The 13,247-nt window shown below is 60.5% G+C and carries 11 protein-coding genes; 6 read left to right on the top strand and 5 right to left on the bottom strand.

What is annotated here, in order from left to right:
* Positions 1 to 31 precede the first annotated feature (31 nt).
* Genes kdpC through NIBR502773_RS23825 form a run of 3 tightly spaced genes read left to right on the top strand, consistent with a single transcriptional unit; the run spans position 32 to position 3,986 of the window.
* Positions 32 to 577, top strand: coding sequence for a potassium-transporting ATPase subunit KdpC (kdpC, locus tag NIBR502773_RS23815; protein WP_141157100.1), 546 nt, complete (start codon positions 32 to 34; stop codon positions 575 to 577).
* A gap of 30 nt (positions 578 to 607) precedes the next feature.
* Entirely contained in the window at positions 608 to 3,259 is a 2,652-nt protein-coding gene (locus NIBR502773_RS23820) for a sensor histidine kinase KdpD (RefSeq protein WP_065939267.1), read from the top strand.
* Between the two features lie 37 nt (positions 3,260 to 3,296).
* Positions 3,297 to 3,986: a response regulator gene (locus tag NIBR502773_RS23825; RefSeq protein ID WP_115486025.1), complete on the top strand. Its 690-nt coding sequence runs from the start codon at positions 3,297 to 3,299 to the stop codon at positions 3,984 to 3,986.
* A gap of 216 nt (positions 3,987 to 4,202) precedes the next feature.
* Here the strand turns inward: NIBR502773_RS23825 and NIBR502773_RS23830 are convergent, their stop codons facing one another.
* Positions 4,203 to 5,240: a patatin-like phospholipase family protein gene (locus NIBR502773_RS23830; protein WP_141157101.1), complete on the bottom strand. Its 1,038-nt coding sequence runs from the start codon at positions 5,238 to 5,240 to the stop codon at positions 4,203 to 4,205.
* A 217-nt stretch (positions 5,241 to 5,457) separates the two neighbouring features.
* On the opposite strand from NIBR502773_RS23830, the gene NIBR502773_RS23835 reads away from it, so the two are divergent.
* The 3 genes from NIBR502773_RS23835 to NIBR502773_RS23845 all read left to right on the top strand — a co-directional run bounded on the left by NIBR502773_RS23835 (position 5,458) and on the right by NIBR502773_RS23845 (position 7,430).
* On the top strand, positions 5,458 to 5,736 hold the full coding sequence (locus tag NIBR502773_RS23835; RefSeq protein WP_003172685.1) for a hypothetical protein: 279 nt from the start codon (positions 5,458 to 5,460) through the stop codon (positions 5,734 to 5,736).
* Positions 5,737 to 5,780: 44 nt separating this feature from the next.
* Positions 5,781 to 6,542, top strand: coding sequence for a CHAD domain-containing protein (locus NIBR502773_RS23840; protein WP_065947441.1), 762 nt, complete (start codon positions 5,781 to 5,783; stop codon positions 6,540 to 6,542).
* Between the two features lie 90 nt (positions 6,543 to 6,632).
* Complete coding sequence (locus NIBR502773_RS23845; RefSeq protein ID WP_141157102.1) at positions 6,633 to 7,430, top strand: acyl-CoA thioesterase II; 798 nt, start codon at positions 6,633 to 6,635, stop codon at positions 7,428 to 7,430.
* Between the two features lie 3 nt (positions 7,431 to 7,433).
* Here the strand turns inward: NIBR502773_RS23845 and NIBR502773_RS23850 are convergent, their stop codons facing one another.
* The 4 genes from NIBR502773_RS23850 to NIBR502773_RS23860 form a co-directional block, all read right to left on the bottom strand.
* Positions 7,434 to 7,796, bottom strand: coding sequence for an Mpo1-like protein (locus NIBR502773_RS23850; RefSeq protein ID WP_115486029.1), 363 nt, complete (start codon positions 7,794 to 7,796; stop codon positions 7,434 to 7,436).
* Between the two features lie 143 nt (positions 7,797 to 7,939).
* Positions 7,940 to 8,356 carry an Imm50 family immunity protein gene (locus tag NIBR502773_RS23855; protein ID WP_141157103.1) on the bottom strand — a complete coding sequence of 139 codons (417 nt, stop codon included), beginning with the start codon at positions 8,354 to 8,356 and terminating at the stop codon, positions 7,940 to 7,942.
* Positions 8,353 to 8,577 (bottom strand): HNH/endonuclease VII fold putative polymorphic toxin, encoded by a 225-nt coding sequence (locus NIBR502773_RS31015; protein ID WP_306669990.1) that lies wholly within the window; start codon positions 8,575 to 8,577, stop codon positions 8,353 to 8,355. The genes NIBR502773_RS23855 and NIBR502773_RS31015 overlap by 4 nt, the downstream gene beginning before the upstream one ends.
* A 6-nt stretch (positions 8,578 to 8,583) precedes the next feature.
* Positions 8,584 to 13,068: an RHS repeat-associated core domain-containing protein gene (locus tag NIBR502773_RS23860; protein ID WP_257228060.1), complete on the bottom strand. Its 4,485-nt coding sequence runs from the start codon at positions 13,066 to 13,068 to the stop codon at positions 8,584 to 8,586.
* Between the last annotated feature and the right edge of the window lie 179 nt (positions 13,069 to 13,247).

Here is a 13,247-nt window from a genome sequence, read left to right on the forward strand (position 1 = left end):
AGGTTGCAAAGACTGAATTGAGGAATTTGAAATGTCCAACATAATCCGCCCGGCCCTGAGCCTGCTGGTGCTCATGACCCTGATCACCGGCGTGGCCTACCCACTGGTGGTGACCGGTGTCGCCCAAGTCGCCTTCCCGGACCAGGCCAACGGCAGCCTGGTGCGCGATGCCAGCGGCAAGGTGCGTGGCTCCAGCCTGATCGCCCAGGAGTTTACCGGTGACAGCTGGTTCCATCCGCGCCCTTCGGCGGGGGCCTTTGCGACGGTTTCCAGCAGCGCCAGTAACCTCGGCCCCAGCAACCCGGCCTTGGCCACCCGCGTGTTCGATGACGCGAGCAAGCAATTGGTGCCCGGCCAGGGCCCGGTGCCCTTGGTGTCGCTGACTACCTCCGGCAGCGGTCTTGATCCACACTTGCCACCCCAGGCGATTGCCTATCAACTGGCACGGGTGGCTGCCGCGCGAAATGTGCCGGTATCGACCCTGCAACGGTTGATGGATGAACATATCGAAAGCCCGCTGGTGGGGCCGCCGGTGGTGAATGTGCTGGCGCTGAACATGGCGTTGGAAAAGCTGTAACCCGATCAATACCTGAAGGACACTGCCCGCATGAGCGACTCCGGCCGCGCCGATGCCCTGCTAGCCGATCTACCCCGGGACGGCCGTGGCCGGCTCAAAGTTTTCCTCGGCGCCGCGCCGGGTGTGGGCAAGACCTACGCCATGCTCCAGGCTGCCCACACCCAACTGCGCCAGGGCGTCAAACTGATCGCCGGCGTGGTTGAAACCCACGGCCGCGCCGAGACCGAAGCCTTGCTCAGCGGCCTGCCGCAACAACCGCTGTTGCGCAGCGAATACCGTGGCGTGATGCTCGAAGAAATGGACCTCGACGGCCTGCTCGCCGCCAAGCCCAAGCTGGTGCTGGTGGACGAACTGGCCCACAGCAACGCCCCCGGCAGCCGCCATGAAAAGCGCTGGCAAGACATCCAGGAACTGCTCGCCGCCGGCATCAACGTGTTTACCACGGTCAACGTCCAGCACCTGGAAAGCCTGAATGACCAGGTCCGCGGGATCACCGGTGTGCAGGTCCGCGAAACCCTGCCGGATTGGGTGCTGCAGGAAGCCGACGAACTGCTGCTGATCGACCTGCCGTCCCGCGAACTGCTCGAGCGTCTGCGCGACGGCAAAGTGTATGTGCCGGAGCAGGCCCGCGCCGCCATCGATGCGTTCTTTACCCAGACCAACCTGATGGCCCTGCGCGAGCTGGCGATGCAGACCGCCGCTGCCCACGTTGATGACGATTTGGCCCAGGGCTATCGCCAGCTCGGCCAGGCGGCGCCGGCGGTGCGTGGGCGTTTGTTGGTGGGCGTGGATGGCGATGCGCAAGCCGAACGCCTGGTGCGCCATGCCAGTCGCGTCGCCCAGCGCCGGCATTTGCCGTGGAGCCTGGTGCATATCGACAACGGCCGTGCGCGGGATGAGCAGGCCCGTCTGCGCCTGCAAAACGCCCAGCAACTGGCCGAGCGTCTTGGCGGCGAAGTGGTGCTGCTGCGGGCGGGGGAGGTGGCCAAGACTTTGATCCAGCATGCCGCCGAACGCCGCGCCAGCCTGCTGTTGGTGGGGCAGTCGCGAATGCGTTGGCGGCGTCGCCTGTTCGGTGGCGGCTTGGCGGCGCGCCTGTTGCGTAATGCCCGGGGCTTGGAAATCAACGTCCTCGACAGCGACGATGTGCCCGCAGCCCCACGCCTGCCGGATGTGCGCGGCCTGGTGTGGTTCGATTACGCCTTGGCCGTGGTTGCGACTGTCGTCGCCGCCGCTGTGGCCTGGGCCGTGTCCAGCGTATTGCCGTTGCCGAATATCTCGCTGGTGTTTCTCGCCGCCGTGCTGCTGGTGGCGGTGCGCAGCAGCCTGGGGCCGTCCCTGGTGTGTGCGGCGTTGTCGTTCCTGACCTATGACTTCCTGTTTATTCCGCCGAATTTCTCCTTCGCCATCCAGCGCGAAGAGGACGTGCTGACGCTGTTGTTCTTCCTGCTGATGGCGGCGCTCACCGGTAACCTTGCTGCGCGCCAGCGCCGGCAGTTGCAGGCATTGCGCGACACCCAGGAAGAAACCGGCGAACTGCTCGACCTGTCGCGCAAACTCACCGCCGCCACCGACCGCCAGGCGGTGATCAGTGCCGCCGCCCACCATCTGGAAGGTTGGAGCGACCTGGATCTGTGCCTGGTCAATCGCGACGGCCAGGGTGGCTGGAAAGTCGAGACCGGCGGCCCGCTGACCTTCACCGAAGCCGAACGGGCTGCGGCCGATTGGGCCTGGCAGCATGACCAGCCGGCAGGCATGGGCACCGGCACCTTGCCGTTCGGCCGCTGGTGGTGGTGGCCGTTGTCGGGCGAAGAAGGCCCGCTCGGGTTGCTCGGCGTCAGTGCCAAGCCGGGCCTGGAATTGAGCGGCCAACGCCGTCGCTTGCTCACCGCCTTGAGCCAGCCCCTGGCCCAGGCCCTGGCGCGGGCACAGTTGGCCCAGGAGCTGGAATCCGCACGTTTGCATGGCGAAACCGAGCAACTGCGCAGCGCCTTGCTGGCGTCGGTGTCCCACGATTTGCGCACACCGTTGACCTCCATGCGCGGCAGTATCGACAGCCTGCTGGCGCTCGGCGAAGCCATCCCCCTGGAGGATCGTCGCGAGTTGCTCGAAGGTACTCGTGATGAAGCCGAGCGCCTGGACCGCTATATCCAGAACCTGCTGGACATGACGCGACTGGGCCATGGCGCGCTGAAGCTGGCGCGGGACTGGGTGTCGCCCGGCGATATTGTCGGCAGTGCGCTCGGGCGTTTGCGCGCGGTGCTGGCGCCGCTGCAGGTGAGCACCGATGTGCCCGCGGAGTTGCCGCTGCTCTATGTCCATGCCGCGTTGATCGAGCAGGCACTGGTCAATGTGCTGGAAAATGCCGCGCGCTTTTCACCGCCCCACGGTCGATTGCAACTGAGCGCCGGCGTCTCGGATAACCGATTGTTTTTCGCCGTGGCGGATGAGGGGCCCGGTATTCCTGAGGATGAGCGGGCGAAGATCTTCGACATGTTCTACACCGCCGCACGCGGTGATCGAGGCGGGCAGGGCACCGGCCTGGGCCTGGCGATCTGCCAGGGCATGGTCGGCGCCCATGGTGGGCATATCAGCGTGGCCGATGGCATTGAGGGGCGCGGTACCTGTATCACGCTGTTCCTGCCATTGCCGACACAGCCTGGCCTGGAAGGCGAGGCGTGAGCTACCCTGTTTTCTCTACGGATGTTGATTGGACGCCATGAGCCAGACCGCGACGATTTTAGTCATTGATGACGAACCGCAGATCCGCAAATTCCTGCGCATCAGCCTGGCCTCCCAGGGTTACAAAGTGATCGAGGCCGGCACCGGCAACGAAGGCCTGGCCCAGGCGGCGTTGAGCAAGCCCGACTTGCTGGTGCTCGACCTGGGCCTGCCGGACATGGACGGCCAGCAGGTGTTGCGCGAGTTTCGTGAGTGGTCGACGGTACCGGTGCTGGTGCTATCGGTGCGGGCCAGCGAAGAGCAGAAGGTCGAAGCCCTTGACGGTGGTGCCAATGATTATGTCACCAAGCCATTCGGCATCCAGGAGTTCCTGGCCCGCGTGCGCGCCTTGTTGCGCCAGGCGCCTGTGGGCGAGACCCAGGAAGCGGCGCTGCAGTTTGGCCCGTTGACGGTGGACCTGGCCTATCGCCGCGTGCTGCTGGACGGCGCCGAGGTGGCACTGACCCGCAAGGAATACGCGGTGCTGGCACAACTGGCGCGACACCCGGGACGGGTGATCACCCAACAGCAACTGCTCAAGGACATCTGGGGCCCGACCCACACCGACGACAGTCACTACCTGCGGATTGTGGTGGGGCATCTGCGCCAGAAGCTGGCGGATGATCCGACCCAGCCGAGGTTTATCGTGACCGAGGCTGGAGTGGGGTATCGATTGTTGAGTGCCTGAGGCGATCTGTCAGCCTCTCTGTGGTTCTGTGGTTCTGTGGTTCTGTGGTTCTGTGGTTTCTGTGGTGAGCGGGCTTGCCCCGCGTTGGGCTGCGTAGCAGCCCCAAAACCAGGCCCAAAGGAGTACCTGACACTACGCGTTCCTCATTGAGTGGGGCCGCTGCGCATCCCAACGCGGGGCAAGCCCGCTCACCACCGCTCTAGCGACACAGCTGTCTCAACGCTGCTCACTCTCATAGCGATCCAGGGTATCACTGGCAATTTCCCGCCCAAGTGCGATCAGCTCCGGCGCCTTGTAGAACTCGAAAAACCGGCACACCCGCTTCGGCACGTTGATCAGTACATCCGGCGGGTAGCCAGCGATCTTGTATTGCGCCAGCGAAGTCTGCATCACCTCGAAACTCTGGTTGATCAGATCCAGCAATGACGCCGGCCCGACGTTATCGATGATGAATGAACCGGTGGCCGACTTCGGCGCCCCCGGCTTTTCCGGTGCGGCGGCAGGTTGCTGGGATTCGGGTTCGGCCGACTCCAGCCACGGATTGATCTCGGCCGCCTGGGCCTGCAAGGCTTCCTGCTCAAGTTTCATCAACTGCTCGGCCTGCTTGCGGCGAAACGGCAGGTGCGAACCCAGTGATTTCGCCAGGCTGTTGAAGCGGCTCTTGAACGCCGGCGGGCGCTGGATCACCGGCAGCTGGTAGTGTTTCTGGTTGGTGGCGTTAAGGTTGACCGCGATAATCAAGTCACAATGGCTCGACACCACCGGCACGATCGGTAGCGGGTTGAGCAGGCCGCCGTCCACCAGCATGCGGTTGCCTTGCATCACCGGGGTGAACAGGCTGGGAATCGCCGCCGAGGCGCGCATGGCCTGGTGCAGGCAGCCTTCCTGGAACCAGATTTCCTGTTGGTTGGTCAGGTCGGTGGCGACGGCGGTGTAGGGGATGCGCAGCTCTTCGATAGTGATCTCGCCGACGATCTTGCGGATTTGCCCGAAGACCTTTTCGCCACGAATCGCCCCAAGGCGGAAACTCACGTCCACCAGGCGCAGCACGTCGAGGTAGTCGAGGCTTTCAATCCAGTTTCGATACTCGTTCAGTTTGCCCGCGGCGTAGATCCCGCCCACCACGGCACCCATGGAGCAACCGGCGATACAGGCGATGTCGTAACCGCGCCGTTCGATTTCCTCGATCACCCCGATATGGGCGTAGCCCCGGGCCCCGCCGGATCCCAACACCAAGGCAACACGTTTCTTCATGGTCGATGTCCTTCATAAACGGGGGCCCACAATGCGCCTATTGTGGGGGCCGCTTCAATCTTGGTTGCGCCTGGCAATATTTTTCAAGAATAGCGCCCAGGCTCGGGTATGCTCTGGCAATAGGTACTACCGATTTCAGGCTAAGGACAAGGCACTTTTTCTTGTAGGCAACGTCTACAGGCGTACGACTGTTTTTCTTTATTTTGAGGTGTCATCGATGAAAGCCTGGATGTGTGTGCCTGTGATCATGTTGGCCTTGGCGGGTTGTGCCGGGAAAACCGCATACCGCGACAGCTGTGGCTCGCAATTGGATGCCGCTTGGAAAGAGCTCGACCTGGCCAAGGCCGAAGGTTTTGCCGGCACCGTCAGCTACTCCAAGGCCTTGTCGTTGTTGACTGGCGCCAAGACCCAGCAGCAATTCGAGGCGTTTGAAGGCTGCTCCAACAAGGCCGAAAAAGCGCGGTTCTATATTCGTGAGTCGCGCGCCGGGCGTTGACGTGCAGCGCAGAGTGGGATTTTTCATCTGAGAGTGAGGGCAGGATGTCAGCTTTGGTCGATCAGTTAGTCGCTCAGGTCATTGGCCTGGAAGTAGGGTTACTGAGCTGCCAGGCTCGCCTCGCTGCCGTCACCGATGATGAAGCCCTGCATGATCTGCGCACCACCGTGCGCCGCCTGCGTAGCCTGTTGCGTCCTTTGCGCGGGCTGCCGGGCGTAGAACAGCTTGAATTGGCCGCCGGTACGGTCGGCCAGTTGACGACGCCGCTGCGCGACCGAGAGGTGCTGGCGGCGTATTTGCATCAGCATGGTTATCACGAGGCCGCTGATCGACGCCTGCGCCTGCAACCCGACGCCTATCGCCAGGTGGCACAAGGCCCGGAAGTTGCCCATCTGCTGCTGATCCTTGATGCATTCCCGCGCTTTATCCGCGCCTCGGAGCACCAGAAATTGCTCAAGGGTTTGCGACCGCGCATCGAGAAGCGCCTGGCCAAGCAATGGCAGAAACTCGATCAAGCGCTGAAAGATCCAGACCATGATCGCCACCGTTTGCGCTTGTTGATCAAGCGTGTGCGCTATGCCGCCGAGGCTTACCCCCAGCTGGATAAGTTGCCCGCCAATGCCCTGCCACGCCTGAAGAAAGCCCAAGCGGCACTGGGTGATTGGCATGACTGCTGGCAATGGTTGGCCCAGGCCGAACATCAAGCTGATCTGCAGCCCTGTGTTGCGATTTGGCATCGCACCATGGCCAAGGCCGAAGGGCAGGCGGATCGCGTGCTGGACAAACTCAGCGCGGATTGTTTCTAAGGCGGTCCGGCTTTTGGCCGGAATGAGCGCTGTACCTTGCCCGCGCGCTGGTTAAGATCGCCCATCTGTTTTTTTTGATGTGAGGTCGCCATGCGCTTTAGTGATTTGCTCGACGCCGCCCGAAGCAACCCGCTGGATGTCACCATTCCCGCTGAATGGGCCCAGGGCCGCGCCACGTTCGGTGGCCTGGTTGCTGCGTTGCAATACGAAGCCTTGCGCGCCGAGGTGCCGACGGACCGCCCATTGCGCTCGCTTGCGATCACCTTCGTTGGCCCGGTCGCGCCCGATATACCCGCCAGCTATCAAGTCGAAGTGTTGCGTGAAGGCAAGGCGGTCAGCCAGTTGCTCGGCCGTGTTGTGCAGAACGGTGAGGTCGCGACCCTGGTACAGGCAAGTTTTGGCGCATCCCGCGAGTCGGAAATCGATGTGGCCAGCGAGCCGCCGCCGACGTTCAAGCACTGGGATGAGTGCCAGGAACTGCCCTATATCAAGGGCGTCACGCCTGAGTTCATGCGCCACCTGGCGATGCGCTGGAGCGTTGGCGGTTTGCCGTTTACCGGGAATAAATCCCGCGAGATGGGCGGTTGGGTTCGTTTGCGCGGGGATGTGAAGGAAGAACCGCTGACCGAAGCGCATATCCTCGCCCTGGTCGACGCCTGGCCACCGGCGTTGCTGCCGCACCTGAAAAAGCCCGCTCCGGGCAGCACCCTGACCTGGACCATCGAATTCATCCAGCCCTTGCAGGAATTGACGACCCTGGACTGGTGCCAGTACCACGTCAGCATCGAGCATGCGCGCGACGGCTACGGCCACGCCGCCGCCGCGTTGTGGAGCCCAACCGGTGCGTTGATCGCCCTCAGTCGCCAGACCGTGGTGGTCTTCGCCTGATCGTCAGTGGCGGTGGCGCAGCCGCCAGGCACGCCACCAGCCACCGCTCAACACAAAGCGCGGGAACGTCAGGAACTGCTCGACCACCAGGCGCTGTACCGCGTCTTTACGATCACTGAACGGCTCACCGGCCTCGGCTTCCAGGCTATGGCCATGACGCTGCAACGCCAGGCCTGCGAGGATGCCGACTACGCCAATGGCGAAACTGGCCAGGCTCAGGCTGAACACACCGGACACAATCAACAGAAACCCGATGATAAACAGCGGCACGGCAATCAGGTGCAACGCCAGGTTGGTCGGGTGCTGATGGCTTTGCGGGTAGTTACGCCATTGCCAGGCGGGGAGATTGGGATGACGTTTGCCCATGATGGTGAACCCTCTGTCCGTTGAAATAACATGGGGAGAGTTTAGGTGGGGGTGGGCGGGTGGGCGAATTGGGGTTGGCTATAGCGCTCATAGTTTCTGTTATGTAAATCATCTAGTCCTTTCTCCCATCTATTCTACAAAACTTATGCTGGCCAGCTATGATCTCCTGGTTCAGGACAATTTATATAAACTGACGGCCCAGCCATAGACAGCCACTTTGATTTAAATTCAATAGAGGCATTTTCTGATTTTGCGTTGAAAATAAAGTGCTCGTTTTTTTGCGTTATTTTCGCAATGAAAATTTCCCGGCGAGGAAGATTGGTTATCTGCAGGTTACTTATTGCGTTACAGGTTAGCCCAATCCTGCATGTGTTGTATCCTTTATTCTCCAATTTTGGAGGTAAAAAATCTGGAAAGTCTGGTATGTCAAAACCAATGCTGAGAGAAGGTTGGTCGTTTTCTATCGTCAGAGAGTGTATATAAATCTCGCGAATTTCAATTGGACGACTGAACAATTTATTAAAAAATATTGTTCCTTCAAGATCATTCCAATGCTTCATTTTTTATCCTTAAATGGGTAGTGGTCTTTTGTTTCCGGGACTTTGCCGGTTCGCGGTGTATCAATTGGGCGTAGGTTGAAGTGAGAGCCTTGATCGCCTGCTCCGTTTTGAGCACCGAAATTATGCCCTGCTGAATGGTCTTGTATTAGTATTTTGGAACCATCGGCTCTCGTATATTGGTAGACCCTCGTCTTAATCGGTTTTCCAGAATTATCTAAAATTTTTTTTCATTTATATCTGACATTTTCACAGTGTTGTATTGTTTTTTTTGCGCCAGAACCCGCGTCGATAAATACATCGGGTTGTTGCGATGTCGGTATATTGGCGTCTCTTTTTGCTTCGCGGAATGCTCCTTTACGAGATACATAAGGTGCGTGAGGTTCAACAGGTATTGCGCAGGTTGGATTTTTCTTTACTACGCCGGTGCAACGGGCATTCAGTCCGAGTGGATCTACCCAACCCGTAGGGTTAGTCACGTACTGATACGCGTTGATCCCACCCGCCAACTTCACCGGATCAGGCGTCAGGTAACACCCAATATCCGGATTGTAGTAGCGATGCCGGTTGTAGTGCAGCCCGCTTTCCTGATCAAAGTACTGACCCTGGAAACGTAGCGGGTTGTCGATTGTGCCTTTGTCGAGTCGGCTGATCTGGCCGTAGGCGCGGTAGTGCGCGGACCAGACGATTTCGCCGTCGGGGTCGGTCAGTTCCTGCGGTGTGCCGAGGTGGTCGAGTTGGTAGTGGTAGGGCTTGGTGTCTTTTGGGCCGAAGCCTTCCAGCAGGGCGAGTGGCCTAAAACTATCGGGTTCGTAGAGATAGCTGCGATGGCGATCCGCATGGTGCTCGGCAATCAGCCTGTCGCCTTGCCAGAAAAACTCCGTTGTGAGGCCGTCCACGGTTTTGCTGATGCGCCGCCCAAACGGGTCGTATCGATAGCTTGCGGTTTGGCCGTTGGGTTGGGTGATGCCGATCAGCCGATGCTGGCAGTCGTAGCGGTATTCGGTGACGAGTTGATGGCCTTTGCCGCGTCGTTCACGGATGAGGTTGCCGAAAGCGTCATAGTCGTAGTGGCGGTCGCCCTGGATCATCAGGCGGTTGCCGGCGACGATGTCGGGGCCGGGACGGTCTTGCATCAGCAGGTTGCCGGCCGGAGTGTGGCCGAAGCGTTCCTGCAGGTCTTGGGAGTGGTCGGCGCGGGTCAGGCGGTGTAGCTGGTCGTAGTGGTAGTGGTGTTCGCCTTTGCGGGTGTCGAGCAGGCGGGTGAGGTTGCCGGATTTGTCGTAGTCGTATTGACGTCGGTACAGCGCGCCTTCGCTGTCACAGATACCGTGGTTGAACAGGCGGCCCTGTTCGTCGTGTTGGTAGCTGCTGAGCAGTTTCCCCTGGGCGCGTTGGTGTTCACGGCCGGTCCTGAACAGATGAGACGTTAGCAGCGTGCCATTTAACGCGACGCTGGCGAGGTGGCCGCCTTTCGCATGATTAAAAACCAGCCGGTTGTTATCGGGCAGGCGCAGGTGTTGAAGCTGGCCGCAGGTGTCGTAGCCGTAGCGCAAGGTGCCCCAGCCCTGGTGTTCGGCGGTGAGGCGGTTTTGTGGGTCGTATTCGTAGGCCAGCGCCCAGTGGCCGTCATCGACGCTGAGGAGGTTGCCCTGACGGTCGTAGGCGTAATCGACGGTATTGCCATCAGGCAGGTTTTTTCGTACGAGGCGCCCGGCGTGATCGCGCTCGTAGCGAGTAACGAGCTGACTGCCATCGTCACCGTGTTCGGTCTTTTCCTGCAGGTTGCCATTGAGGTCGTAGACGTAGGCCGTACGCTGCCCGTCAAACCCGGTTTCCTGCTGGATCAGGCCATTGGGGTGATAAGCAAGTCGGTAGGTCTCGCCAACTTCGTTTTCGATCTCGGTCAGCAGTAACCGCACGTTGTCGTAGCGGTACTTGACCTGACTACCGTCGGCGTTGATACGGCAGCTGATCAGGTGCAGGCCGTTGGCGTATTCGTAGCGGGTGACATGCCCCAGCTCATCGCGTTCGGCGGTGATTTTTCCGTAGGGGTTGTAGCTGTATTCCCGACACGCCCCACCGGGCAGCACCACGCGAACCAAGCGACCCACGCTGTCCCACTGATACTGGGTCAGCGCGCCATGCTCATCCTCGCGCGCCACCTGCCGGCCAAGATCGTCATAGCGATAACGCTTGATCCCGCCATTCGGCAGTTGCTCTTCAAGCAACTGTCCGCGCTCATTCCACACCAGCCGCTGACAACTGTGATCCGGGTACCAAACCCCAACCAGTTGCCCGTATTGGTCGTAGCTGTAATCCGTAACATGACCATCGGGATCGATCTTGCGGATGACATCGCCCTGGTCATTGCGCTCGTACTTCCAGACCGCCTCACCACGGCGCATAACCCGTACGAAGCCATTGTCATGCTCGTAGGACGTCGGCTCATCATCCCCGGGAAACAACGCCACCAAACGTCCGGCTTCGTCGTACTGATACGCCGTCACCGCCCCCAGCGGATCCTGCTCAACCGTCAGTCGGCCTTTGGCATCGTAGGATTTGAAATGCTGGGCACCGTCCGGATCAATCCGCTGCACCAGCCGCGCCCGGTCGTCATGGACGTACACTTCCTGGCTACCATCGGCGTTATGCAGCGTGACACTGCCGTCGTCCCCCCACACATACCGCGTATCCATCTGCGAAAAACTGGCCCAATGCCGAACACATCGCGCAGCCTTGCCAGCCCGTTCCCACGCCCAGAAGAAACTCGCCCCACCGGCCAGCCCACGCTCAAGAATCAAGTGCTGCTCGTCGTAGCGATAAACCTCGCTTTCGCCGACCGCATTGGTCGCCGAAACCAACCGTCCCAGGTCGTCATAGGCGTAGGAAACAACGTTCTGCTCGGTCACCCACTCGAAGGGTTCATGCCCCTTGGCGCGCTGAACCTGATAGTCCACCGCCACGATGTGGCCGAACGCATAGCGCAGGAACAGCGAACGCCCGACGCCGTTATCCAGCCGCTCAATCCGCCCCAAATAATCCCGAGAAATCCGCAGCCGGTTGTCATACGCATCGCTGATGGAGACCAACACCCCGTCGCGAAAGTGATAGAACCGTGATGCCTGGGCCAGCACCAGTTCATCCGGCGACGCGCCCAGATAGACCGCGGCTTCGGCCAGGCTATTGGTGATGGCAGGTCGAGCAACCGTCGGCAGTGGAAACCCAATCGAGCGGTTCTCATGGTCCGTCCACACCACCGAATCGCCCGACACCACCAGCCGATGCGCCAGCGAATGACTCCAGCCAAACCCCAACCCGCCATCCACTTCCACCGCACTGGTGCGATACAGCCGGGTCCACTCGAACGGCAAGATCCCATCCAACGTGCCGTCGGTGAGGGTGAGCAATTCCTCCCCGGTAACCATCGACACGGGGCAGCCGTTGGTGACGGTCTTATCCGAAGCCGCCGCCGCATCCCCGTTCGGGTTTTTCCCTGAAACCGGCACATCATCGACAGGCTCCTGCCTGACCAACACCGTCTGCCGAGTCTTCCTGCGAACCGCCGGCACCGGGTTCGAAACCACATGCTCCCCCGCCTTCAACGGCGCAACCGGTACGGTCTTGATCTCTGTCGCGGGGCCACCGAGCAGCAAAGGTTTAGCCGCCTCGGCATGCGCGTCCAATGTCGGCCCCACCAACTGATCAGCCAGCCTCTCCAGCCACTTGCGCGCTCTTCCGGATTTGATAGGCCCCAACACCTGAGCGCCCAGGCGAATCTGCACGCCCATGCCACGGGTCGCCCAGATCAGGAACAGATTGATCAACACCTCACCGCTGATCTCGCCCAGCACTTCATACAGCTCGGGCGGCGGCAGCAGGCGTAGCCAACTGACCATGGCCGACAGGTAGATAAACAGCAGCGGCTCATCGCTGAGCACCAACAGCCCCTTTGCAATGGCGTCCTTGCCCAGCTTCAGCAGTTCATCAAGTTCGGCCTGGGAGATGTATTGCAGCAACTTTTCGCTGTTGGCCTTGAGGTCCGCCAGCAAGTCATACAGCTGCGTAGCGTTGTCCCAAAGGTTGTAGAACGCCTTGGCAATCCCGGTGGAAAAGGCCAAGCCCTGCATCGCGCTCCGTTGGAGCGGCGGGGCGTTGGCGAAGTCGTCCCATTGGGGCTGGAAGGTCCTGGTCCATTCGTCACGCAGGTGACCTTCCAACCCCGCGATCACCGATTGATAAGACCCGTACAGTGCCTGGACGTGGTCCTTGGAAACGTTGGGATAGAAGGTGATTTGGTACGGCTGGTTGCGATCACACTCGGTGATTTCGAGGATGCCGCTGGGGCCGATGGTCCGATGGAGTGGTGCGCCGAGCGGGCTGCCGTCCTGGGCAATGGCTTGCAGCATCACCGGCGTATTGCCGATCGGTACAAACCGAGTGCTTTCGAACATATGCACCAGGGTCAGCGATCCCTGGGCATCGCACCTGGCTACGGTTTTACTGGGGGCTTTGGAGGAAGCCGGCGCCACCAGCGCCACCTCTTCCCCAACTTTGAACACCTGCTCCACTTCCAGTGCCGAAACGCTCCAGAAGCTCCCCGCCCACTCATCAAAGGTATTCAGGCAACCGCGAAAGTCACGAAAGACGCGCTCAACGTCCGGTGCCTTGGCATCCATGGGGGCCAGGACAAAGCTGGCAATCACGGGAATCAAGAGGCAGCCCCGACGACCAGGGCATTAACGGGTAGGTGCATCGGCGGTCCCTCGCACTGAATGATCAGGCGAGAGACTTTGGAGGGCTTCGTCAGGTAAAGAAGTCGGCGCTATTCGCCAGGACGGCTAGGAGGAGTCGCCAAAACTTCGGGTAAACGCAGAGTCGATCGTAGGAGTCG

The sequence above is a fragment of the Pseudomonas sp. NIBRBAC000502773 genome (assembly GCF_006517195.1).
Lineage (GTDB): Bacteria > Pseudomonadota > Gammaproteobacteria > Pseudomonadales > Pseudomonadaceae > Aquipseudomonas > Aquipseudomonas marginalis.

Bases quoted from the DNA above. Each gene is read 5' to 3' on its own strand.
- kdpC (WP_141157100.1), top strand. From the start codon at position 32: ATGTCCAACATAATCCGCCCGGCCCTGAGCCTGCTGGTGCTCATGACC.
- NIBR502773_RS23820 (WP_065939267.1), top strand. From the start codon at position 608: ATGAGCGACTCCGGCCGCGCCGATGCCCTGCTAGCCGATCTACCCCGG.
- NIBR502773_RS23825 (WP_115486025.1), top strand. From the start codon at position 3,297: ATGAGCCAGACCGCGACGATTTTAGTCATTGATGACGAACCGCAGATC.
- NIBR502773_RS23830 (WP_141157101.1), bottom strand. From the start codon at position 5,240: ATGAAGAAACGTGTTGCCTTGGTGTTGGGATCCGGCGGGGCCCGGGGC.
- NIBR502773_RS23835 (WP_003172685.1), top strand. From the start codon at position 5,458: ATGAAAGCCTGGATGTGTGTGCCTGTGATCATGTTGGCCTTGGCGGGT.
- NIBR502773_RS23840 (WP_065947441.1), top strand. From the start codon at position 5,781: ATGTCAGCTTTGGTCGATCAGTTAGTCGCTCAGGTCATTGGCCTGGAA.
- NIBR502773_RS23845 (WP_141157102.1), top strand. From the start codon at position 6,633: ATGCGCTTTAGTGATTTGCTCGACGCCGCCCGAAGCAACCCGCTGGAT.
- NIBR502773_RS23850 (WP_115486029.1), bottom strand. From the start codon at position 7,796: ATGGGCAAACGTCATCCCAATCTCCCCGCCTGGCAATGGCGTAACTAC.
- NIBR502773_RS23855 (WP_141157103.1), bottom strand. From the start codon at position 8,356: ATGAAGCATTGGAATGATCTTGAAGGAACAATATTTTTTAATAAATTG.